The organism is Pseudomonas sp. BP6 (assembly GCF_017875935.1).
GTDB classification, from domain to species: domain Bacteria; phylum Pseudomonadota; class Gammaproteobacteria; order Pseudomonadales; family Pseudomonadaceae; genus Aquipseudomonas; species Aquipseudomonas putida_Y.
Genome location: NZ_JAGINI010000001.1, coordinates 1,873,643 through 1,896,713, shown reverse-complemented (window position 1 = coordinate 1,896,713; position 23,071 = coordinate 1,873,643). Strand labels below are relative to the sequence as shown.

The window sequence follows — 23,071 nt, the reverse complement described above, 5'->3', positions numbered from 1 at the left end:
ACTCCACTCTCAATCCCACAGGAGCACCCCATGCCTGAGATCCTCGGCCATAATTTCATCGCCGGTCAGCGCAGTGCCGCTGGCCCTCAGCGCCTGCAGAGCCTGGACGCCAGCACTGGCGAAGCCCTGCCCTACAGCTTTACCCAGGCCACCGAAGCCGAAGTGGACCAGGCCGCCAAGGCCGCTGCCGCTGCCTTCGCCGAGTTCCGCCAGCTGGCCCCGGCACGTCGGGCCGAGTTCCTCGACGCCATTGCCGCTGAACTCGACGAACTGGATGACGCCTTCGTCGCCATCGTCTGCCGCGAAACCGCCCTGCCCGCCGCCCGTATCCAGGGCGAGCGCGGCCGCACCAGCGGGCAGATGCGCCTGTTCGCCCAGGTGCTGCGCCGCGGCGACTTCCTCGGAGCGCGCATCGACCTGGCACTGCCCGAGCGCCAGCCGCTGCCACGCGTAGACCTGCGCCAGATGCGCATCGGCGTGGGCCCGGTCGCGGTGTTCGGTGCCAGCAACTTCCCGCTGGCCTTCTCCACCGCCGGGGGGGATACCGCCGCCGCCCTGGCCGCAGGCTGCCCGGTGGTATTCAAGGCGCACAGCGGCCACATGGCCACCGCCGACCTGGTCGGCTGCGCTATCATGCGCGCCGCTGAGCGTACCGGCATGCCCAAGGGCGTGTTCAACATGGTGTTTGGTGGCGGCGTGGGCGAGTGGCTGGTCAAGCACCCCGCCATCCAGGCGGTTGGCTTCACCGGCTCGCTGAAAGGCGGCGATGCCCTTTGCCGCATGGCCGCTGAGCGGCCGCAGCCAATCCCGGTATTCGCCGAGATGTCCAGCATCAACCCGGTCATCATCCTGCCGGGCGCCCTGGCCAAACGTGGCGAGGCCATTGCCCGCGAGTTGGCGGGGTCTGTGTGCATGGGTGCCGGGCAGTTCTGCACCAACCCTGGGCTGGTGATTGGCTTGCAGTCGCCACAGTACAGCCAGTTGCTCGCCGACCTTGGCCAGTACCTGGATCAGCAAGCCGGGCAAACCATGCTCAACGCTGGCGGCCTGCGCAGCTACGTTGGCGGCCTTGAACACCTGCATGCCCATGCCGGTATCGAGCATGCGGCCGGCCAGGTGCAGGACGGCAACCAGGCGCGCGCTCAGCTGTTCAAGGCCGATGCACGCCTGCTGGTCGAGTCCGACCCGCTGTTGCAGGAAGAAGTGTTTGGGCCCACCACCGTGGCCGTAGAGGTGCAGGACAACGACCAACTGCGCGACGCGCTGCTCGGCCTGCGTGGCCAGCTGACCGCAACGCTGATCGGCGAAGCGGAGGACTTCGATGCCTTCGCCTGGCTGGTGCCGCTGCTGGAGGAGAAAGTCGGTCGAATCCTGGTCAATGGCTACCCGACCGGTGTCGAAGTCTGTGATGCGATGGTGCACGGCGGCCCGTACCCCGCGACCTCCGATGCGCGAGGCACCTCGGTCGGTACTTTGGCCATCGACCGCTTCCTGCGCCCGGTGTGCTACCAGAACTACCCGCAGACACTGCTGCCTGAAGCACTGCGCGACGGCAACCCGCTGGGGCTGCGGCGGTTGGTGAACGGGCAGTGGAGTGACGGGGCGATCTGACTGGTTGCAAGCAACAAGAAAGCCCTGCGCACGGCGGGCTTTTCTTTTTGACTGTACCGGCCTCTTCGCGGGCAAGCCCGCTCCTACAGGGCTATCTTGCCCGCGAAGAGGCCATTACAGGCAGCAAAGGCTTCAGGTCCCTTGTGCTTCCGCCGCCTCATGCGCCTGGCGCAAGCGCTCGCGGCTGTTGCTCAGGTGCATGCGCATGGCCATCTTCGCCCCTTCGCTGTCACGCCGGGCAATCGCCTCATAGATCGCCTCGTGCTCATGCATCAGGCGGCTCATGTAATGCGCCTGGTCATCATGGGCCAGGCGCGCCGAATTCAGCCGGGTGCGCGGGATGATGCTGGTACCCAGGTGGTTGATGATGTCGGCGAAGTAGTGGTTGCCGCTGGCCTGGGCAATGCGCAGGTGGAACTGGAAGTCCGCCGACACCGCATCAGTGGCGTGGGCCGCCCCCTCGTTGAGTTCGTCCAGCGCCGCCCGCATACCGGCCAGGGCTTCGTCGCTTCGCCGTTGGGCCGCCAGCCCGGCCGACTCGATCTCCAGGGCAATGCGCAACTCCAACACCGCCAGCACTTCGCGCAGGGTGACCACGGTGGCCGGGTCGATACGGAAACCGCCCGTAGCCGGCGCATCCAGCACGAAGGTGCCGATGCCGTGGCGGGTCTCTACCTGCCCGGCAGCCTGCAGCCGCGAAATCGCCTCACGCACCACCGTGCGGCTGACGCCCTCTTCGGCCATGATCTGCGATTCGGTCGGCAGCTTGTCGCCGCGCTTGAGCTGGCCGCTGCGAATGCGTTCGGTCAGCACCGTGACCAGTTCCTGGGCCAGACTGCGCGGCTTGCGCCGGGTCCTTGCCTGTACCTGCTGCTCTGTCATTGCCCTGTATTTCACCTTGAAAGACAGCGCTCATCATAGCGCAAGCGGTTGTACGATCACATACACCCGGTGCGGTATTTATTGCCCATCTTTGTAGACCCTGGCCCATGAAAAAACGCGCAGAATCACTGGCCCATGGTCTGCGCGAGCCTGTACTGTATGCCTTCACGCTCACTGATCCATGGAAGGAATCTGCAGTATGAAAACCCTCGACCGCCTTTTGCTCGGCAGTGGCCTGCTGATCCCCCTATGGCTGCTGGCGGGCGTATGGCTCACCGCCCAGGCCTACCCTGGCTATGACCACCTGCAACAGGCCATGAGCCAGCTTGGCGCGGCCGGCTCGCCCACCCACAGCTGGTCGCCACGGGTCAACAACTACCCTCTAGCCCTGCTGTTTACCCTGTTCGCCTGGGGCCTGGTACGGCGCTGGCACAGCTCGAAGCTGGCGCTGCTAAGTGCGGGCCTGGTGTTGCTGCATGGCATGGGCAGTTTGGGCACCGGCTGGTTCCCCTGCGACCAGGGCTGTGCACCGGCACAGCCATCTACCTCGCAGCAACTGCATAACCTGTTTGGCCTGCTGATGTTCCTCTCGCTGACCTTGGCCAGCGCCCTATGGGCATGGCTGGGCAACCGTATTGCCGGCTCCCCCGCTCTGGCGCTGTTTTCGCTGGCTTGCGTGGTACTGGCGATCACCACCGTCGCGTTGATGGGCCAGGCGGCGCAGAGTGGCCAGCTGTTCGGCCTGTATCAACGCCTCAACTATGGCGTGTCGGTGCTCTGGGTTGCCAGCCTGGCCTGGACAAGCTTGCGCAAGCCCGCGGCCAGCCCTCTGCGCATGGCGGTGACCTGACGGCAAATTGCTGGCCCACAGCACCGGAAAGCGAAGGCAAACTCCGTTTTCTTTCAGATGCTTAGGACAGCAACATGCGAGTAATTCTAGCAACGATGGCCGGCTGCCTGCTGGCCACCCTCGCTTTCGGCGCCCAGGCCAGGCCACTGAGCCAGAACGATCGCCACACCTGTGGCTGGGGCGCGCAGATAGCCGCCGAGGCCCAGCAGGCCAAGCTTTCCGGGGTAACGCTGTACGCCACACGCAAGAAGCTTCAGGTGCGTAAGTTTCCCAAACCGTGGATGCGCATGACTGCCTTCGGCATTACCGAACAAACCTACAACAGCCGCTCGCGGCTCAAGCCGGCAGCGATAAAGCGGACTTACTTTGAGCAGTGTGTTCAGCATGCGACTGCAAGAAGATAATTCTATTTTTATCAGTAAATTACATAGCAAATATAAAGTCATTTAGTAGAGTCCATGTGCTGCGAAGCGGCCTCTATCGCCAGCAGTTTGTAAGCGCGTGCAACACTCAAGCATCTGATAAGCTGATTCAAGCCGCCAGAATTGACCAAGGCCATTCACCCGATGGATGAACTGCGCAAGATCGACCTCAACCTGCTGCTCGCGCTGCACGCCCTGCTCAGCGAAAAGCACGTGACCCGTGCAGCCTTGCGTCTGCACCGCAGCCAACCAGCGGTCAGCCACGCCTTGGCGCAGTTGCGCAAACACTTCGACGACCCTTTGCTGGTACGCCAAGGCGGCCGCATGGTCCTCACTGCCCGCGCCCAGTCGCTGGCACAGCCACTACAGGATGCACTGAGCAATCTCGACAGCCTGCTGGCCACCCCGCTGTTCGACCCAGCCCGGGCCCAGCGCCGATTCCGGCTGTCGCTGTCCGACTACGCTTCGCGCATCATCCTGCCGCACCTGCTGCGCCACCTGCGCCAAGTCGCGCCCGGAGTGGACCTGGCCATCAGCCAGGCCAGCCGTGAAACCATGTTGGCGCAGTTGCTCGATGGCGAACTGGATCTGGCCCTGGGCCTGTTCCCCGAACTGCCTCAGAACATCACCGCCCAGTCCCTGTTTGCCGATCGTTTCATCAGCGTTGCCGATCGCCAGGTCCTGCCTGCCAGCGGCGGCATGGCCTTGGAAGACTGGCTGGCACGCCCACATGTATTGATGGCCATGCGTCCGGATGCTTTCGATGAAATCGAGCGTGCGCTGGCCACCCGGGGCCTGCAACGCCGCATTGCCCTGGCCTTGCCACACTGGAGTGCGGCGGTTGAAGTGCTGGCCGGCACTGACCTGATCCTGACGGTGGCCAGCCGCGCAGTGGGGTCGTTGCGCCAGCACAGGACACTGCGCCAGTTCACGCCGCCACTGGCCATTCCCTCCTTCGACTATCAGCAAGCCTGGCACAACCGCAAGGACAGTGACCCCGGGCACCGCTGGCTGCGCGAAACCGTATGGGCCTGTAGCCAGCCAGGGCGCTGATCAGTTTTCCTGTCCCTTCACAGCTGCCGTGGAATGGGCCGGTGACGCCGTTGCCCAAGAGCCCTGTACCAGCAGCACTCCGCACAGGATCAGCACCACGCCTGCCACCTTGGTCAGGCTAAGCGGCTTGCCACCCAGGCCCATCACCCCGAAGTGGTCGGCAAGCACTGCCGTGATGATCTGCCCTGCCACCACCAGCACCAGGAACCCTGCTGCGCCGAGTTTGGGGGTGAGTGCTGCGGCGCCGGCTACATACATTGCCCCGAGCACGCCACCAATCCACAACCACCAGGGCCCCTGCAGGGCCTTTCCCATGTCTGGCGCCGGCACCCGGATGATCAGCAGGGCAGCAATCACCACCAGCATGCTTACCGTCAACGATGTGAAAGCCCCCCACAGCCAGTGCCCAAGTACCCGGCCTACCGCAGCATTACCCGCGGCCTGAAACGGCAATACAGCACCGGCAAGCAACGCCATGGCCACAGGAAGCGCCAGCAGGAGCATTGATTTACTGAACATGGCAATCCTCATCCAAGGTATCTATGGCCACCATGATGCTGCATTCCCCAGTACTGATAGAAATCAAAATCCTGCACTTGAACTATTCGTACCCTGCATAGTGAAACATCCCTTCCGGCCGGCGTGCGCATGGCTGTCTTCACCCTGAGACATCTGGGCTGTTGACTTAGTAAGGCACCAAGATAAACTGCGCCTTATGAATACGCTTGAGAACAAGCATCACATCATGCTCGATGCACTGACCGAGGCCCCCGCTGACGCCAGACAGAACGTGCGCCTGTGTTTCGAACTCCTGTCCGCTGCAGCGGCCATCAACCGGGTATGCGCCGCACGGTTGGCCCGCCATAACCTGTCGGAAGGGCGGTTCGCAATCCTCCTGACCTTGCAAGGCGCAGGCGGCCGCCTGACACCGCTGGAGCTGGCAACGCGCCTGGCAATCACCTCGGGCACCGTAACCGGCCTGCTCGACGGCCTGCAGGGTGATGGTTTTATCAAGCGCCGCAAGGACGCCCATGACCGTCGCAAGCTGAGCATCAGCCTAACCTCGGCAGGCATAGCGGTACTCGACGCCGTATTCGCCGAACACACCGACTGGATCGGCACGATCATGCAGTCACTGGACAACACGCAACGCGACGCCCTGTCCATCACGCTACAGGCACTCTCGGCCAGTCCTGCCCTGGCACTGCCACCGGACAAGCACTGAACCCAAGGCACACCCGCAAGACCACATGGAGGTGGATAATGTTGCAGAATCAGAGCGTATTGGCCCGGCTTGGCAGGAAGCCCCGGGTACATAGCGAACACGACCAGCCAAGTCGTCGCCAACCTTGGCTCGAGGCCTGCCTGCCAGCGGCACTTTACCGGCGACTGTTCATCCGCCGCCTTGCCAGACAGCCACTGGCCATCGAGGGTTTCAGCTTTCGCCCATCGAAGATTCGGCACTGGGCCGTCCACTGGAGGATGTGCACATCAACGAGGCTGTACACGTGCCTGGCCGGTCATCGAGTGCACCGTGCCACCGCCATGGAACCTCAGCAATGAGCGACGACCGAAAGTCCCTGATCGACCTTGGCCAACTGCCAACCCGCAACCTGGCCGAGTGCCTGGCGGTGGATCAAGCCGCCCTGGTCAACGCCTTGGCAGGCCAACTGCCCGCAGCGTTGGTAGAGCACCTCGCTGCCAGTGCAGACCAGGCCCAGGCACTGGGCCTGTCAAAAAAAGTGGCGGCCATTGGCCTGGCGCTGGGCAAGTGGCTGGAGCAGGCCCCCGAGCCTTTGCGCCAGCAGGTGTTCGAGCAATGCTGTACGCACCCGTCCGATACCGTGCGCAGCTGGGCGGCGTTCGCCCAGGCGTACCTTGCACGCTCGCAGCCTGTGGAAGATGCCCTGCTGGCGCAGTTTCGCTTCGCCCGCGATGAGCATTTCGGCGTGCGTGAATGGGCCTGGATTGCCCTGCGCCCGCGCCTGGCCCAGCACCCTGAAGCCGCCCTGGCGCTACTTGGTCGCCATACCGGCGATGCAGACCCACTGGTGCGTCGGTTCTGCATCGAGATCCTGCGCCCGCGCGGCGTTTGGTGCGAGCACATTGCAACGCTCAAGCAACATCCAGAAGTGGCCGAGCCGTTGCTGGTACCGCTGCTGGCCGAAGCCGAGAAATATGCCCAGGACTCGGTCGCCAATTGGCTCAATGATGCCAGCAAGACCCGTCCCGACTGGGTACTTCAGCTGTTTCAGCGCCATCCCCCGGCCTGCAAGGCCTCGCAGCGCATACAAGCCCGTGCTACCCGAAGCCTGCCCCAGTGAACCATCACAAGGAAACAAGCATGTCACTCAAGGAAAAACTCGACGCCGTCAAACAGCAGATGGCCCAACTGCCCACCGAGGTGCTGGAAAAATTTGGCGCTTCGCTGCAAGCCCTGATCGCAAGGCATCCTGAGGACCACGTGCTCAAAGCCGGCGACAACGCCCCGCTGGCCGTGCTGGAGGATGCCGATGGCAAGGCCGTGGACCTGCGGGCCCTGCTGGCACGCGGCCCGCTGGTACTGGTGTTTTACCGCGGCCTGTGGTGCCCGTTCTGCAATGTAGTGCTTAGCGAATACCAGCAGATGGCAGGCGATCTGGCCGCCAGCGGTGCCACGCTGGTCGCCGTCTCCGCCCAGAGCCGCGCTGCCACCCTGAAAACCCGCGAATCCCTGGGCGTGCGCTACCAACTGCTGAGCGATCCGGGCAACCAGCTGGCGCGCCAGTACGGCATCGTCTTCGAGCTGGAGCCAGAGCTGGAGGCGGTATACCGAGCACTTGGCGCCGACCTCAAGGCACTGAACGAATGCGACGACCTCAGCCTGCCGATGGCCAGCGCTTTCGTCATCGGCCAGGATGGCCGCATTCGCCATGCCTTCGTCAATGTCGACTACTCCGAGCGTGCCGAACCCCAGGCTTTGATCGAAGCCGCGGGCCACTGAGGCCCGCACCCCGGCACCGGGCTGCCCGGACCGTAAATGCCCGATCGTAGGCGAGTAACCGAGGTCGGCAACGGCTGAGGTCAGCGCGAGGTTTCGACGCGCAGCACTTCGGTGTAGATCGCGTCGACCGTCTGGCCAACCTTGAGGTTCTTCATCCGTTTCTGCAGGTCTGGATTCTCGACCTTGACCACCTGCAGCTTGCCCTCCGGCGGCAACAAGCTCACCTCATGCGTGTTGAGGTCGATCTTCTTGATCTGAGAGGTAACCTTGACCTGGCGGAACGCCTCGCCGCCCGGGTTGGGGTTTTGCTCGGTTGCACGGATGGTACCGGACTCTTCAGTCGCTTTCGGCGCCCCACCCACGTCCGGATTGAGCACATAGGCCACGGCGCGTGTCACGTAGATGTCGACTTGGTCACCGACTTTCAGGTTGGGCAGCGCCTTGGCCTTTTCGGTCAGCTGGAACGTCACATCCTTCTTATCGTCAGGGCCTTTCACCGTGACTTGGCGGGTGGCCAGGTCGATAGCCGTTACCTGTGTGGTGACATGGCTTTCCAGCGCCTCGCTCCCGATGGGGATGCCGGCAGCCTGTACCGTGAAGCTGGCAGCAGAGGCCAGCGTGGCAAGGGCTACAGCACGAGCGAGAGTAAGAATGGGGTTCATAGGCGTGCTTCCCTGTGATCAAGTCCGAATAGGCGCGTGAAAGGTTCACGCGATATCAAGCATAGCCATTACCTGCCGCCTTGCCGGCCCTTCCGGCGCGCGACGCATTTCGGCGCCGAAACCACTGTTATAGCTAATACGAATTCTTTACACTTGCTTTACATTTGCAAATCATTACTATTCGTGACTCCCGATAACAACAAAGAGTCGCCTGTAATGGCAAAAAAGTCTGTTGCCACAGCATCAATTTCCATGCTTGGCCTGCTCGTTGTGCCTGCTGTACACGCTGCCGCCCAAACCGATACGCAAAGTAGCCTCGCCCTGCCTGCCACCGCCGTCACCAGCGTCTATGAGCAGCAAAGCTACAAGGCCAGTGAAAGCCGCACCGCCATGAAAATCGACGCACCGCTGCGCGATATCCCGCAAACCGTCAACGTCGTTCCCGAAAGCGTGATCAAGGACCAGGGCGCACAGTCCATGGAAGACGTGCTCAAGAACGTGCCCGGCATCGGCCTGTCAAACGGTGACGGCCAGCGCGACCAGGTGACCATCCGTGGCTTCAGCGCCATTGGCGACATGTACATCGACGGCGTGCGTGACGACGCCTTGTACTTCCGCGACCTGTCCAACATCGAGCGCGTCGAGGTGATCAAGGGCCCGGCCGCGGTGCTGTATGGCCGTGGCTCCTCGGGCGGGCTGATCAACAGCATCAGCAAGAAACCAAGCTTCACGCCCAAGCGCGAAGTCGGCATGAACTTCGACAGCGAAGGCAAACGCCGAACCCAGTTCGACACCGGCTGGGCCGACCCGCAAAGCAACCAGGCCTACCGCGTAACGGGTGCCTTCGAAGACAGCGACACCTTCCGCGATGATGGCTACATCGACCGCAAGGCCATCGCACCGTCGGCCTACTTCCGTCTCTCGGACGACCTGGAACTGAACCTGGGCGCCACCTACCTGTACGACAAGCGCCTGATCGACTTCGGCATCCCGGCCCTGGGCAACCGCCCGGTGGACGTGGACCGCGACAAACGCTTCGGCTCTGGCGATGCTGACCAGGATTACGCCCGCAGCGAGGTGTTCTCGCTTACAGCCAGCCTGGACTACCGCATCAACGACAACTTCACCCTGACCAACACCAGCCGTTACTACCGCTACGACCTGGACCGCAACAACACCTTGGCCGACAGCAGCCCGACGCGCTTCGTCACCGCGCCTGATGGTGAACTGCTGATCAAGCTCAACCGCGGCAACGTCGCTCGCGATGAGTACGGTGTGTTCAACCAGACGGAGCTCAAGCAACAGGCGCAACTGGCCGGCATGCAGCACAACCTGCTGTATGGCGTGGAAGCAGGCTTTCAGGACAAGTACCAGCGCGTGCTGAGCCAGACCAACGTGGCCCAGGTACCGGTTTACCGCGATGCCTTGGTGCCGATACCGGAGCATGCCGCCAACCTGTCTTCCAAGGGCACCAACTTCCAGCAGACCACCGGTCTGTACGTGCAGGACATGATCGAGCTGAACGCGCACTGGAAGGCGTTGGTCGGTGTGCGTTATGACATCTTTGGCCAGGAGTACAACGACGACCGCGTGCAGAACATCGACCTTGATCGTACCGACAAGACCTGGAGCCCGCGTGCCGGCCTGGTCTACCAGCCAGACGCATTCCAGTCCTACTACGTGTCGGTCAGCCGCAGCTACCAGCCTTCGGGCGAAGTGTTCGCGGTGAGCCCGAGCAACCAGCACCTGGAGCCGGAAGAAACCACCAACTATGAAATCGGCGCCAAATGGGACCTGCTCGACAGCCGCCTGTCACTGACCGCCGCAGTGTTCCGCCTTGAGCGCACCAACATGAAGACTGCCGACCCGGCCAACCCCAACCTGACCGTATTGGCTGGCGAACAGCGTACCGATGGCTTCGAAGCCACCATCAGCGGGGATCTCACCGACAAGTGGCAGATCTATGCCGGTTACGCTTACCTGGACGCCGAAATCACCAAGTCCAACAGCAAGACCAATGGCGTGGCGAACGAAGGCCAGACCCCTACCCTGACGCCGCGCAACAGCGCCAACGTCTGGCTGGTACATACCCTGACACCGGAGTGGCGTGTGGCCGCCGGCGCCAACTACGTCGACGAACGCTACACAGCGCTCGACAATGTGGTGGTGATGCCGGGCTATACCATCTTCGACGCCGCGCTGCTCTACAGCGTGCCGCAGTGGGATGCCGCGCTGCGCCTGAAGAACGTGTTCGACCGTGACTACTATGCCTCGGCACATGGCTCGGTCGACCTGATCACCCCAGGGGCACCGCGCACGCTGGAAGCCAGCTTCAACTACCGCTTCTGACCCGTGTGCAATGCCTGCCAGTCAGCAATTGGGCCGCTCTGCGGCCCATCGCCAGCAAGCTTTGCCGATTTGCCCCGATAGCATTCAGCGATTACGCGTCACCCGCCACACCGTATTCGCCAGGTCATCGGCAATGATCAACGCCCCCCGCGGGTCCACCGTCACTCCAACCGGTCGCCCCCGGGTCTTGCCATCCTCACCGCGAAAGCCCGTGGCGAAGTCGATCGGTTCCCCAGCAGGCTTGCCATTGCTGAACGGCACGAAAATAACCTTGTACCCCACCGGGTTGGGCCGGTTCCAACTGCCGTGCTCGCCCACGAACACACCGTCGGCAAAGCGCTCGCCCATTGCCGGGGTCGAGAAGTCCACACCCAGAGCGGCCACATGCGAACCCAGGCTGTAGTCCGGCTTGATCGCCGCCGCCACCATGTCCGGGTTCTGCGGCCGCACCCGCTCATCCACATGCTGCCCCCAGTAGCTGTAAGGCCAACCATAGAAGCCACCCTCACGCACCGAGGTAAGGTAGTCGGGCACCAGGTCAGGGCCCAACTCATCCCGCTCGTTGACCACCGTCCACAACTGTCCGGTCTGCGGCTGAATGGCCAATGCCGTCGGGTTACGCAAGCCGGAGGCATAGGGCCGGTGCGCCCCGCTCTCGGCATCGACCTGCCAGACCATGGCCCGATCGATCTCCACCTCCAGGCCGCGCTCGGTGATATTGCTGTTCGAGCCGATACCCACATACAAGAAGCGGCCATCCGGGCTGATGGTCAGCGCCTTGGTCCAATGGTGGTTGATCTCGGCCGGCAGGTCGGTGATCTTGGTTGGCGGGCCGTCGGCCTGGGTCTGGCCTTCCTGGTAGTCAAAGCGCACGAGCGCATCCTGGTTGGCTACATACAGCTTGCCGTTGGCATAGGCCAAGCCGTACGGTGCGTTGAGGTTTTCCGCAAACACGGCCTGTAGCTCGTAGTTGCCATCGCCGTCAGCATCGCGCAGCAAGGTCAGGCGGTTGCCACCCTTGACCTGGGTATTGCCCTTGGCCTTGATCTGGCTGGCGATCACATCCTTGGGCTTGAGCTTGGCCGCGCTGCCCCCCGACCCTCAGCCACCAGAATGTCGCCATTGGGCAGCACCAGGCTCTGGCGCGGGATTTTCAGGTTGGTGGCGATGGCGGTGACACTGAAGCCCTCCGGCACGGTCGGTTTCAGTTCGCCCCAGGCAGCCGGTTGCGCAATCTTCATGCTCGGCAGCAAGCCGCGCTGAGGTTCCGGCAGCTTCGGATCCGGGCCGTGGGCCTGGGTCGGCTCGCCGTCGCCACCACAGGCACTCAGCAATAGCGCCACGCCCAACAGGCTAAATGCATGCAAAGGCTTCATGCCACACCTCCTGAACGCAGGTTGCTCAAACCGATCCAGGCGGCCACCACTGCGAGCACTGTCACGATTACCGACAACATCAGCCCGGAAGGCATTACCGCCCAGGCGTCCTTGGCATGCTCAAAGGCATTGATCAGCCCAAGCACCCAGGTCACCAGCAGCAGTACGAAGTACAACGTAGCGCGCCCGCCCTTGCGCTCGGCGCGGATCAGGTTGGCCAGCGCGAACAATAGTGCCAGCCCACAGAACACCAAGGCACCGGCGATCAGCCAAGCAGCGAAGTTGCTCCACTGAATCTGGTAGCTGTTGTAGTAGGCGAGATCGCTCAACAGCGCGCCAAGGAACAACGGCACACTGCCTGCCAGCAGCAAGGCATGCAGCGGGCTGGGCGTACAGCGGTAGAGGGTTTGATCTGATGCGGTCACGGTGCCTCCTTTTCATTCAGTGACCCAGGGCTGATGGTCTTGCGCCATCAGGTAAACGCAGGGTGCGCTTAGCAAAGGAGCCTCTTGACGCCGAGATAGTTCACCGCTTCGCTGTAATGAAATATCCTGCAAGGAATTTGCTGCCAAGTGCAGAAGGGGAATACATGAGCAGGCCTACTACGTCCTGGGTACTGGCCACCCTGTTAGGCCTCAGCCTGGCACTTACCGCTGGTTGCTCCAGCAAAGCCAGCCAGGCACGCTACGCCACGCCTGCAGTGGGCTCCAACTGCTTCGCCAAGGCCGTCCCCACTATCGGTGAAGGCGGCCTGGCCTGGGGCAATACATTGAGCATTGCGCAACAGAAATCGCTGAACAACTGCGTGCGTTATGCCAGCCGCTCGGGAGGCACGCCCAGGACTTGCCAGGTAGTGCTGGCCAAGTGCAAGAACTGAACATATAAAAACTTACTGCAAGAAACTTCCTACAAACACACTGCAACTTTTCACACGAAGCTGCGCAAATACAATATATATTCAAATAAAATCTTACACTTTCAAACTCGACCAAAAAGCAGCGTTCGAGGCATTGTCTTTCACTTGAGTTCCAGGTACTAGGCCACCCGTTCATTTCAGCAAGTAAGTAGGAAACTTCTTACAGCATAGATCTGGGGCTTAAATCCAGCACAGTATGAATAACGCTATTTCAGTCTTGTCAGTACTGAAAGTTGCCGCAGTGCGTCTCTGGTTCGAAAAGACTGTCTCTCTGAGCAAGGAGCTCGCATGACCAATGCCTCCGTCAGCAGCGCCACCTCCGGTCCAGCCTGCAGCGCACGCATACCCATCCTGCCAGTGCGCTACGCCATCGTGCCCCGCACCGCCGACGCCCCCGCCTGCCGCTATGCCGATGCAGGCTTCAACCTGGAACAAGGCTTCACTCCACTGCAGCACTCGGCCTATACCCTCCGCGCTTTGCGCCCGGGCTATGTCTACGTGTTCATGAAAGGCCCTTTGGGCGAAAAGCTGGTCATTCATGAGCACGTCGGCGCGGGCCTCTACAAGGAGCTGCGCTACCAAGGGCTGGAGGACTACCACCAGCGTGGCCGCTACCTGTCCGGCCAGAGCACGGGCTGGGTGTGGGCCGACACCTGTCAGGACACCGCCAAGGAAGTGTGGATCGGTTACAGCCCGCACCTGTGGACCAACGCCATCACCGCCCGTATCACCGGTTCGCCAGCCCTGCGCAAACGGCACATGCGCCAGCTGGACATGGCCGAGCTGGTGAGCGGCAACCAGGCGCCGTCCACCCAGCCCCATGTGTTGCCAGTGAGTGCCCTGCAAACCTGGGTCGAAGACTTCAAGCCAACCGAGCGGCGCATGCCGCTGACCTGGAGCAGCGACCCGGTCACCGAAACCTTGCCCATCGGCAACCTCACTGCCATCGCCCGCCACTACCCCTGGACCCAGCCGAAAGTGCCAGTGGTGGTGGCGCTCGCCGACGCCGAAGGCATGGCCCTGGACCTGAGCCTGTCGGTCTCGGCCTACCAGCATCAACTGCGTGACCTGATGCCCGCCGAGCAACTGGAACACACAAAACCCGCTCAACCTCCCGAGCAGGAGCGCGTGCCGGCATGCTACCGGCTGGATGCCGAGCAGCTCAGCCCGCAGAGCCGCGACTTTCACCATCGCAACCTGGTCGCCATGCTGTTGAACAAGACGCTGGAAAGCCTGTACCCGGCGGATGCCCCCTCACCAGAACTGGCCGCGTTCAGGCTGGGCACGTCACGCCGGGGGCCCGCCCTGTCACCGGCCGAGTCCCATTTCCAGGCCCTCACCCATGAAGACTATTCCCCCAACGGCGCGCGCCTGGCACAGCGCCTCGATGTCGACAAATACCGGCGCTTCCTCGCCGAACGCGACGCGCTGGAACGGCGGATTGCCGCCCTGCGCAACCTGGCCTTGCAAGCCAGCAACGATCATGACGCCTGGCTGGCGACGGCCGAATCCCAACACATCGATAACCCCTACAGCCTCGCTGCGGCGCTGGCCTGTTACGACCGCAACGAACGCACCTCCGCCCGCGGTCTGGAAATCTCACTGGCGTTGCTGATTCACCCAATGGGCCAGCCGACACCCGGCACCGAAGATCATGACCGGCGTTTCAAACGCCTGGAGCAATGGCTGGACCAGCACGACAGCCCGCTTTACACCGCCTTGGCGCCGTTCAACCCGTTCAAGGACAAAGCCGATTCGATCGGCTCTTTGTTCGGCGCCAGCGACAACGTGATCGAAGGGCTGGCCGGTCGCTTCCCGGCCATGGCTGACATCACCGACCTCACCGCCCAGTCGGTCAATACCGTGGTGCTCAAGCGCCTGCGCGGGCAGACCCGCTGGGATGCCAGTCATGGCCTGCGGCGGCAGGTGCAGTTGGCAGCGCGTGAGGCCAATGCCGAGAAAGCGCTGGGGTTGTTGGCGGCACGCTATCGAATCACCGAGCAGGCCATTACGGAAAACCCCTTTAGCCAGGAGGTGCAGCGGTATTTGAAGAGCGGCATGGCGCAGGTTGAAGAGATGAAAGCGTTGCGCATCTCGGGTAGCCGCACGGTGTCCATCGAGCTGACCACTACTGCGCGTGCGAAACCTAACTTCCTTGGGTTACTCACCTCAGGTGGTGGTGGTGGTTTAAACGCAGGGATGCTGTGGTTCAACATCTTATCGCTCAAGACGGCGTACAGCAGCCTGCAGAAGAGCGATGCACCGGAATACACCCTGGGGTTCGCTTCATCTGTTTTCGGGGTGATCGGTGCAGCGGCGGCGACATTGGTCAGCGTGCGGGCAACGCAAAAGGCCGTCATGCTGAGATTAAGTGCCACAGCGCCGGGCTTGGCCTTTGGCAATGGGGTTATCAAGTTTTTGAGTAGCAATTTGTTTGCGCGTTTAGCCGGATACCCGGCAATTGCATTTAGCCTATTTTCTGACCTATCTAAGGGAATGCGCCAACTCGACAGTGGTAATTCAACTGCAGGCGGATACACCTTGGCCGGCGGGGTAACGATGGCTACTGGCTCTGTTGTTGCCCTTGAAGCAGGACTTGCAGTTGCGGGCGTGACATCCATTATTCCCTTCGCTGGATGGGCAGCAGCTGCACTTGTACTCGTAGGTATTGCAATCATTGCAGGGGGGCTCTACCTACATGCCAAGGCACATGAACATCTTCACAGCCCTATTGAACTTTGGGCAGCACGTAGCATCTTCGGCAATCGTATTAACGATGGAGAAATCCGCATTGAAATCATCTTGGACCATGAAAAAAAACTGCCTGCATTCCCATCGCTGCATGCAGAAATCAAAGCTTGGCATGATGAGCATTTTGGACCAAAGCTAATTTCAGCTGAGCAAGCCCTCACACTCGGCATAACCAAAGTCGATACAAGATGGAATCAAAACAATCACTGGTCTCCGCCAAACTGGACAGCTATCACACATAACGAAGTAGGCACATTTCAACCAACCGTTGAGTTCACAGTCCTGCTACCTGGCTTCAGGTTAGGCGTAAGCGAATGGTCAGGAAGCTTGAGCTCCCTCCATGATGACCAAAGAATGGACGTATTCCCAATTGCCCCGACCGGCCACATCGTAGGTGCTGGCCTGGTTCTGCATTTCGAGAACACGCTTACCAACCAAGAACATATCTCACTGCATCTAGCTTACAGCGCCAATCAAGGCCTGGACGAAGACAATGAGACCCTGTCAATTTTTCGTCTGGAGCGCTGATCATGGCAACCATCTGGATATTCAATTCAACGTCAGCTTCAGGGCATAAGCCCGCTATTGGCGGGCAAGTATCAAACTTATCAAAAAACACTTTATGCCTGCGAAATCCTTGGGTATCAGATTCTGTATTCATGGGGAAACTGTACTGCACAATGACTCTATCATTAATAATCGGCTTATACCCAAATCTATTTGGCAGAGAATTCTTGGGCTACTTTAATTCCAACCCCGTATTAATGTCCGGCTTCACACTCGCCCCCTTCACCTTCCTTCCTTTCCTTATTTATCGTATATATTTCATAAAACGCTTATCAAGTTTCTGCTTCAATCGATCAACCCAAAAAATCTATTACCAACGTTTGAGCAAGGTACTCGTATTCGAATGGGCTAACACCGGAGGTGGCATCTTCAAACGCACCGAATACGGCGGCTCATCATTCAGCACCAGCTATGCCCTCGCCTTCGCCCCCCGCCGGGAAGACGGCAGCCTGCATCAAAAAGACTGCCTCTGGGTCGACAGCAACGAACCCACCGAGCCCGGCGTCAAGCATGTGGCCGAAGTGTGGGAATACCTGCGCCACTTCATGGACCACGGCCCAGACAAACTCCCTCCGCCCGGTGAACCCAACTGGTGGCACAAGCCACTCCACGCCATCTGCCTGACCCCGGCAGAAGCCTGGCGCCACTATGCCCCCTGGCGAACCGGCGAGCCCGGTGAAATGCAGGGCAAAAAGAACTGGCAATTGCCGTTCTGGGCCGTGCTGTTCCCCTACAACCTCTCCGTCGCCCTCTGCTGGTATGGCATCTGCCGCCTGTTCAACGTCCGAGCAGCGCCACCGCCTCCCGAAGCATTTGAGGAGGCACCAGAGCATTCAACCCGAAGGAAGCGTACATGAGCGACGCCTCCGTCAGCAGCGCTACCTCCGGGCCCTGTCTGCAGCTCACGCGTACACATCCTGACGGTGCACTACACCAACGCGCCATGCACCCGCGACTTCCCGGCCATGGCTGAGACCTTGTCAATTTTTCGTCTGGAGCGCTGATCATGGCAACCATCTGGATATTCAACTCAAGCTCAAGTTCAGGGCATAAGCCCGCTATCGGCGGGCAACTATCAAGCTTGTCAAAAACCACCTTATGCCTGAGAAACCCCTGGGTAACAGACTCAGTCTTTATGGGAAAGCTATACTGTGCAATGACCATTGCGCTCATTATCTTCACCTACCCTTACTTACTAACCAGTGAAGCCTGGAACCCATACACCTTTAGTTATACCTTTATCCTCCTTACACTAATTGCACCTTTAATCTTCCTCCCATTCTTAGCCTATCGAATATATTTCATAAAACGCTTATCAAGCTTCTGCTTCAATCGGGCGACCCAAAAAATCTACTATCAACGTTTAAGCAAGGTACTGGTCTTTGAGTGGAGCAATACCGGCGGTGGTATTTTTAAACGCACGGAATTCGGCGGCTCATCATTCAGCACCAGCTATGCCCTCGCCTTCGCCCCTCGCCGGGAAGACGGCAGCCTGCATCAAAAGGACTGCCTCTGGGTCGACAGCAACGAACCCACCGAACCCGGCGTCAAGCATGTCGCCGAAGTGTGGGAGTACCTCCGCCACTTCATGGACCACGGCCCGGACAAACTCCCTCCGCCCGGTGAACCCAACTGGTGGCACAAGCCACTCCACGCCATCTGCCTGACCCCGGCAGAAGCCTGGCGCCACTACGCCCCCTGGCGAACCGGTGAGCCCGGTGAAATGCAGGGCAAAAAGAACTGGCAATTGCCGTTCTGGGCTGTGCTGTTCCCCTACAACCTCTCCGTCGCCCTCTGCTGGTATGGCATCTGCCGCCTGTTCAACGTCCGAGCAGCGCCACCGCCTCCCGAAGCATTTGAGGAGGCACCAGCGCATTCAACCCAAAGGAAGCGTACATGAGCGACGCCTCCGTCAGCCGCGCCACCTCCGGCCCAGCTTGCAGTGCTCGTATACCCATCCTGCCAGTGCGCTACGCCATCGTGCCACGCACCGGCGACACGCCCGCCTGCCGCTATGCCGATGCAGGCTTCAACCTGGAACAAGGCTTCACTCCACTGCAGCACTCGGCCTACACCCTCCGCGCTTTGCGACCGGGCTATGTCTACGTGTTCATGGAAGGCCCTTTGGGCGAGAGGGTGCTTGGTGCAGCGGCGGCAACGTTGGCCAGCGTACGGGCAACGCAAAAGGCCGTCATGCTGATATTAAGTGCCACAGCGCCGGGCATGGCCTTTGCCAATGGGGTTATCAAGTTTTTGAGTAGCAATCTGTTTGCGCGGTTAGCCGGTTACCCGGCAATAGCATTTAGCTTGCTTTCTGATATCTCCAAAACAAGGCGCCAGAGAGCGAACGGCAATCAAGCGGCTGCCGATTACACGTTGACTGGTGGTTTCACCATGGCTGTCAGTTCCGCTGTCGTCCTTGAAGCAGGACTTGCAATTGCGGGCGTGACATCGATTGTGCCCTTTGCCGGATGGGCCGCAGCAGCCCTTGTCCTCGTAGGAGTAGCCATCATTGCAGGAGGCCTCTACCTACACGCCAAGGCACATGAGCGTCTCCACAGGCCAATTGAACTTTGGGCAGCACGTAGTATTTTCGGGAATCGCAAAAATGATGGAGAAGTGCACCCTGGCATTACCTTGGACTATGAGAAAAAACTACCCTACTTCACCTCACTGCAAACAGAAATTAAGGCTTGGCACAATGAACATTATGGACCCAAGCTACTATCCACCGAGCAGGCCCTATCCCTCGGCATAACTAAAGCCGACACCCGATGGCATCAGAATAACCACTGGTCGCCGCCAGACTGGACAGCTATCACACATAACGAAGTAGTCACATCCCAACCAACCGTAGAATTCACAGTGCTGTTGCCTGCGTTCAGGTTAGGCGTAAGTGAATGGTCAGGAGGTTTGAGCTCCGTCCGTGACGACCACGGAATTGACGTTTTTCCAATCAGCCCGACCGGCCACCTCGTAGGTGCTGGCTTAGTTCTACATTTCGAAAACACCCTAGCCAACCAAAATCATGTCTCACTTCATCTAACCTACAACGCCAATCAAGGCCTGGACGAAGATAATGAGACCCTGTCAGTTTTTCGTCTGGAGCGTTGATCATGGCAACCATCTGGCTATTCAACTCAATGTCAGACTCTGGACACAAGCCCACTATCACAGGACAACTATTAAGCTTATCTGACACTATTTTATGCTTAAGGAATCCATGGGTCACAGACTCTGTCTTCATGGGAAAGCTGTATTGCGCGATTACTATTCTTTCAATTGCCGGCTTTTACCCACACTTACTCTCTAGAGACATATGGCGCATGTACGAATCCGCTCCATTATTAGCCACCGGATTCTTGCTTATGCCTTTCACTTTCCTACCTTTCCTCATTTATCGAATATATTTCATAAAACGCTTATCAAGCTTCTGCTTCAATCGTTCAACCCAAAAAATCTACTACCAACGTTTGAGCAAAGTACTCGTACTCGAATGGGCCAACACCGGAGGTGGCATCTTCAAGCGCACCGAATACGGCGGCTCCTCCTTCACCACCAGCTATGCCCTCGCCTTCGCCCCCCGCCGGGAAGACGGCAGCCTGCATCAAAAGGACTGCCTCTGGGTCGACAGCAACGAACCCACCGAACCGGGCGTCAAGCATGTCGCCGAGGTATGGGAATACCTCCGCCACTTCATGGACCACGGCCCGGACAAACTCCCTCCGCCCGGTGAACCCAACTGGTGGCACAAGCCACTCCACGCCATCTGCCTGACCCCGGCAGATGCCTGGCGCCACTATGCTCCCTGGCGAACCGGCGAGCCCGGTGAAATGCAGGGCAAAAAGAACTGGCAATTGCCGTTCTGGGCTGTGCTGTTTCCCTACAACCTCTCCGTTGCCCTCTGCTGGTATGGCATCTGCCGCCTGTTCAATGTCCAAGCAGCGCCCCCGCCACCCGCTGCCTTTGAGGAAGCCCCCGTTCAACCCGGCAAAAGGAAGCGCAAATGAAACCCATCGTACTGGTAGGCCATCGTCATAGCTGCCCGCTCCATGGCGAAGGCACTGTGGAAACCGGCGCAAGTGCAACATTAGTAGATGGCAAGGCCGTCGCACGCGTGGGCGATCGCATCAATTGTGGTGCCATTATCGAAACCGGCGCTGCCTGCACGATTATCGAGGGCCAACCCGCAGCAAGGCTGGGTGACACTACCAGCCATGGAGGGACTTTGATCGAGGGGGACCCGGGTTGGCTCATTGATTGAAGCAACTACCGACCTCTGAGCCAAAGGCGATTAAACGTCAGAGTTCATACGAAACCACTCCTTTGATGACGAAGCCTGTGAGTCAACAGTTATGGGGCGTCCCGTCAAATAGCGGGCAAGCGCTCACAGGCACGAGACACCAGTGACATCATTAATGCCAAAAGTGTGGGAATATTCTTACACAGAGCACCTGGCACCAAACAATTCCACGCTTTAAAAAGCATCGTTAACCACCAAGAAAAATCCATCAAATTATTTCACCGCTTGCATTCACGCCCAACAACCACTAACACTAAGCCCATCACCCGATGGAGATAAGACATGTCCCGACTCGCAGAGTTTCGCGCCCTCGAGCGACTACTAGCGGCAAAAAAAAACGAGCTTTCCTTCATTAAAATCGACCCTCGCCTCATCCGCGAATTCGAGTTTGAAAGCAAGCTGCACAACCTGCTGGCCGAATATCAATTCAATCTGTCGAATGTACTGGCGATCATCGAGAGCGAACACATGAGCAATGATGAGGATGTCTATCAACAATGCCGCCCTGTCGCACAGCCCCCACGTTACAGGGCTCGGCAAAGCAAATACTATATAAACCCTTATACAGGGGAGAAAGTGGAAGCAAAAAGCACCTTGCATAAAACCGTGCGGTCCTGGATTCAGCAGTACGGCCGCGCCGAAGTCGAGAGCTGGGCAACTGCATGGTCTCTGTATTCACACAAACCTGGCTTGTAGGCATCCCATACCCTGTGCGGCACAACTATCACAGCCTGCCCTCACCCTCCTGACCTGCGCCCATCAGGCAACCAGGGCCCAAGCCTTCTACCCTTCAGTGACGTGAATACCTGCCGCGCCCACAGGCCAACGCAACCGTTCGATAACCGAACAGTAGCCCGTCTCTCGAATTGACGCTGCTGTCTTCACTGCTCACCATGCACCGGCCTTGCGTGCCCCCTGCCTGGAAAACGATCACGCACCCGTAGCACCGCAGCTGAATACAATTTCAAGAAACGAGCAGTCTATGAACCACTCCAAGATCCCCCCCGCCGCGCCCCGGATGTCCCAGGGTTCGATCGGCGACAAGCTTCGCGGCGCCTTCGGCGTCGGCAAGACCCGTTGGGGCATGCTCGCCCTGGTGTTCTTCGCCACCACCCTGAACTACATCGACCGAGCCGCCCTTGGCATCATGCAGCCCGTGCTGGCCAAGGAAATGAGCTGGACGGCGATGGACTACGCCAACATCAATTTCTGGTTCCAGGTCGGCTACGCCATCGGCTTTCTGCTGCAAGGCCGGCTGATCGACAAAGTCGGGGTCAAACGGGCCTTCTTCTTCGCTGTATTGCTGTGGAGCCTGGCCACGGGTGCCCACGGCCTGGCCACCTCGGCGGCAGGTTTCATGGTCTGCCGCTTCATCCTCGGCCTGACTGAGGCCGCCAACTACCCGGCCTGCGTCAAGACCGTGCGCCTGTGGTTCCCGGCAGGTGAGCGGGCAATTGCAACGGGGCTGTTCAACGCCGGTACCAACGTTGGTGCCATGGTCACCCCCGCGCTGTTGCCGCTGATCCTGGCTGTGTGGGGCTGGCAGGCTGCGTTCATCGCCATGGGCAGCCTGGGCCTGGTGTGGGTCGTGTTTTGGGTGCTGAAGTACTACAACCCTGAAGACCACCCCCGCGTGCGTCAGAGCGAGGTGCAGTACATCCAGCAGGATGATGAGCCAGAGCCGACCCGCGTGCCGTTCAGCCGTATCCTGCGCCTGCGTGGCACCTGGGCTTTTGCAGTGGCCTATGCGATGACCGCACCGGTGTTCTGGTTCTACCTGTACTGGCTGCCGCCGTTCCTGAACCAGCAATACAGCCTGGGCATCAACGTGACCCAGATGGGGATCCCGTTGATCATCATCTGGCTGACGGCAGACTTCGGCAGCATCGGGGGAGGCATCCTGTCGTCGTGGCTGATTGGCCGTGGCGTGCGTGCTACGACAGCGCGCTTGGTGTCCATGCTGATCTTCGCCTGCACCATGCTCAGCGTCATCTTTGCCGCCAACGCCAGTGGGCTGTGGGTCGCGGTGGCGGCCATCTCGATCGCGGTGGGCGCGCACCAGGCGTGGACGGCGAATATCTGGAGCCTGGTGATGGACTACACACCCAAGCACCTGGTGAGCACCGTATTCGGCTTCGGCAGCATGTGTGCGGCAATTGGCGGGATGTTCATGACGCAGATTGTCGGCAGCGTGCTGACCGCTACCAACAACAACTATGCGGTGCTGTTTACCATGATCCCCGCCATGTACTTCCTGGCGCTGGTGTGGATGTATTTCATGGCACCGCGCAAGGTCGAGAGCGCCTGAGAGCGCTAACCACTTACCTCTACGGGGCCCTTGCGGGC

General features: G+C 59.9%; 20 protein-coding genes and 3 pseudogenes. 18 read left to right on the top strand and 5 right to left on the bottom strand.

Going from position 1 to position 23,071, the window contains the following annotated elements; all coding sequences use genetic code 11:
• Nucleotides 1–30 precede the first annotated feature (30 nt).
• Complete coding sequence (locus J3A98_RS08750) at nt 31–1,611, top strand: aldehyde dehydrogenase (NADP(+)) (RefSeq protein ID WP_209965380.1); 1,581 nt, start codon at nt 31–33, stop codon at nt 1,609–1,611.
• 132 nt (nt 1,612–1,743) lie between these two features.
• Here the strand turns inward: J3A98_RS08750 and J3A98_RS08745 are convergent, their stop codons facing one another.
• On the bottom strand, nt 1,744–2,493 hold the full coding sequence (locus tag J3A98_RS08745) for a FadR/GntR family transcriptional regulator (protein WP_003247694.1): 750 nt from the start codon (nt 2,491–2,493) through the stop codon (nt 1,744–1,746).
• Between the two features lie 199 nt (nt 2,494–2,692).
• Here J3A98_RS08745 and J3A98_RS08740 point away from each other — a divergent pair, with 199 nt between their 5' ends.
• The 3 genes from J3A98_RS08740 to J3A98_RS08730 all read left to right on the top strand — a co-directional run bounded on the left by J3A98_RS08740 (nt 2,693) and on the right by J3A98_RS08730 (nt 4,818).
• Nucleotides 2,693–3,343 carry a DUF998 domain-containing protein gene (locus J3A98_RS08740; RefSeq protein WP_209965378.1) on the top strand — a complete coding sequence of 217 codons (651 nt, stop codon included), beginning with the start codon at nt 2,693–2,695 and terminating at the stop codon, nt 3,341–3,343.
• A gap of 74 nt (nt 3,344–3,417) precedes the next feature.
• The gene (locus J3A98_RS08735; protein ID WP_209965375.1) at nt 3,418–3,747 is read left to right on the top strand and encodes a hypothetical protein; all 330 of its coding nucleotides are present in this window, start codon (nt 3,418–3,420) and stop codon (nt 3,745–3,747) included.
• 162 nt (nt 3,748–3,909) lie between these two features.
• Nucleotides 3,910–4,818 carry a LysR family transcriptional regulator gene (locus tag J3A98_RS08730; RefSeq protein ID WP_209969788.1) on the top strand — a complete coding sequence of 303 codons (909 nt, stop codon included), beginning with the start codon at nt 3,910–3,912 and terminating at the stop codon, nt 4,816–4,818.
• Here the strand turns inward: J3A98_RS08730 and J3A98_RS08725 are convergent, their stop codons facing one another.
• On the bottom strand, nt 4,819–5,337 hold the full coding sequence (locus J3A98_RS08725) for a DMT family transporter (protein ID WP_209965373.1): 519 nt from the start codon (nt 5,335–5,337) through the stop codon (nt 4,819–4,821).
• Between the two features lie 226 nt (nt 5,338–5,563).
• Between J3A98_RS08725 and J3A98_RS08720 the strand changes: the two genes are divergently transcribed.
• From J3A98_RS08720 to J3A98_RS08710, 3 genes are all read left to right on the top strand, one after another.
• Nucleotides 5,564–6,043 carry a MarR family transcriptional regulator gene (locus tag J3A98_RS08720; RefSeq protein ID WP_209965371.1) on the top strand — a complete coding sequence of 160 codons (480 nt, stop codon included), beginning with the start codon at nt 5,564–5,566 and terminating at the stop codon, nt 6,041–6,043.
• 334 nt (nt 6,044–6,377) lie between these two features.
• Nucleotides 6,378–7,142, top strand: coding sequence for a hypothetical protein (locus J3A98_RS08715; protein ID WP_209965369.1), 765 nt, complete (start codon nt 6,378–6,380; stop codon nt 7,140–7,142).
• A 20-nt stretch (nt 7,143–7,162) separates the two neighbouring features.
• Nucleotides 7,163–7,801 (top strand): peroxiredoxin-like family protein, encoded by a 639-nt coding sequence (locus J3A98_RS08710; RefSeq protein WP_209965364.1) that lies wholly within the window; start codon nt 7,163–7,165, stop codon nt 7,799–7,801.
• Between the two features lie 80 nt (nt 7,802–7,881).
• Here J3A98_RS08710 and J3A98_RS08705 read toward each other — a convergent pair whose 3' ends face one another.
• On the bottom strand, nt 7,882–8,463 hold the full coding sequence (locus J3A98_RS08705; protein WP_209965362.1) for a hypothetical protein: 582 nt from the start codon (nt 8,461–8,463) through the stop codon (nt 7,882–7,884).
• A 216-nt stretch (nt 8,464–8,679) separates the two neighbouring features.
• Between J3A98_RS08705 and J3A98_RS08700 the strand changes: the two genes are divergently transcribed.
• Nucleotides 8,680–10,812: a TonB-dependent siderophore receptor gene (locus J3A98_RS08700; protein WP_209965360.1), complete on the top strand. Its 2,133-nt coding sequence runs from the start codon at nt 8,680–8,682 to the stop codon at nt 10,810–10,812.
• Between the two features lie 84 nt (nt 10,813–10,896).
• Here J3A98_RS08700 and J3A98_RS08695 read toward each other — a convergent pair.
• Together J3A98_RS08695 and J3A98_RS08690 are read right to left on the bottom strand one after the other, a co-directional pair.
• Nucleotides 10,897–12,188, bottom strand: a pseudogene (locus J3A98_RS08695) (sorbosone dehydrogenase family protein).
• Entirely contained in the window at nt 12,185–12,613 is a 429-nt protein-coding gene (locus J3A98_RS08690; protein WP_209965359.1) for a DUF2231 domain-containing protein, read from the bottom strand. Before J3A98_RS08690 ends, J3A98_RS08695 begins: the two are co-directional and overlap by 4 nt.
• Nucleotides 12,614–12,777: 164 nt before the next feature.
• Here J3A98_RS08690 and J3A98_RS08685 point away from each other — a divergent pair, with 164 nt between their 5' ends.
• The 10 genes and pseudogenes from J3A98_RS08685 (at nt 12,778) to J3A98_RS08645 (ending at nt 23,033) form a co-directional block, all read left to right on the top strand.
• Nucleotides 12,778–13,065, top strand: a complete 288-nt coding sequence (locus tag J3A98_RS08685) for a hypothetical protein (RefSeq protein ID WP_209965356.1) — start codon at nt 12,778–12,780, stop codon at nt 13,063–13,065.
• 327 nt (nt 13,066–13,392) lie between these two features.
• Nucleotides 13,393–16,383 (top strand): T6SS effector BTH_I2691 family protein, encoded by a 2,991-nt coding sequence (locus J3A98_RS08680; protein ID WP_209965354.1) that lies wholly within the window; start codon nt 13,393–13,395, stop codon nt 16,381–16,383.
• Nucleotides 16,384–16,385: 2 nt separating this feature from the next.
• The gene (locus tag J3A98_RS08675) at nt 16,386–17,279 is read left to right on the top strand and encodes a DUF6708 domain-containing protein (RefSeq protein ID WP_209965352.1); all 894 of its coding nucleotides are present in this window, start codon (nt 16,386–16,388) and stop codon (nt 17,277–17,279) included.
• 149 nt (nt 17,280–17,428) lie between these two features.
• Complete coding sequence (locus tag J3A98_RS08670; RefSeq protein ID WP_209965350.1) at nt 17,429–18,322, top strand: DUF6708 domain-containing protein; 894 nt, start codon at nt 17,429–17,431, stop codon at nt 18,320–18,322.
• Nucleotides 18,319–18,528: pseudogene (locus tag J3A98_RS27145) on the top strand (toxin VasX); the annotation flags it as partial. The gene J3A98_RS08670 and the pseudogene J3A98_RS27145, both read left to right, overlap by 4 nt.
• Nucleotides 18,529–18,558: 30 nt before the next feature.
• Nucleotides 18,559–19,536 (top strand): annotated as a pseudogene (locus tag J3A98_RS08665) (hypothetical protein); the annotation flags it as partial.
• Nucleotides 19,537–19,538: 2 nt separating this feature from the next.
• Nucleotides 19,539–20,432, top strand: coding sequence for a DUF6708 domain-containing protein (locus J3A98_RS08660; protein WP_209965348.1), 894 nt, complete (start codon nt 19,539–19,541; stop codon nt 20,430–20,432).
• Entirely contained in the window at nt 20,429–20,686 is a 258-nt protein-coding gene (locus J3A98_RS08655; protein ID WP_209965346.1) for a PAAR domain-containing protein, read from the top strand. Before J3A98_RS08660 ends, J3A98_RS08655 begins: the two co-directional genes overlap by 4 nt.
• Before the next feature lie 321 nt (nt 20,687–21,007).
• Nucleotides 21,008–21,421: a histone-like nucleoid-structuring protein, MvaT/MvaU family gene (locus J3A98_RS08650; protein WP_209965344.1), complete on the top strand. Its 414-nt coding sequence runs from the start codon at nt 21,008–21,010 to the stop codon at nt 21,419–21,421.
• A 286-nt stretch (nt 21,422–21,707) separates the two neighbouring features.
• The gene (locus J3A98_RS08645; protein ID WP_209965341.1) at nt 21,708–23,033 is read left to right on the top strand and encodes an MFS transporter; all 1,326 of its coding nucleotides are present in this window, start codon (nt 21,708–21,710) and stop codon (nt 23,031–23,033) included.
• The last annotated feature ends 38 nt before the right edge of the window (nt 23,034–23,071 follow it).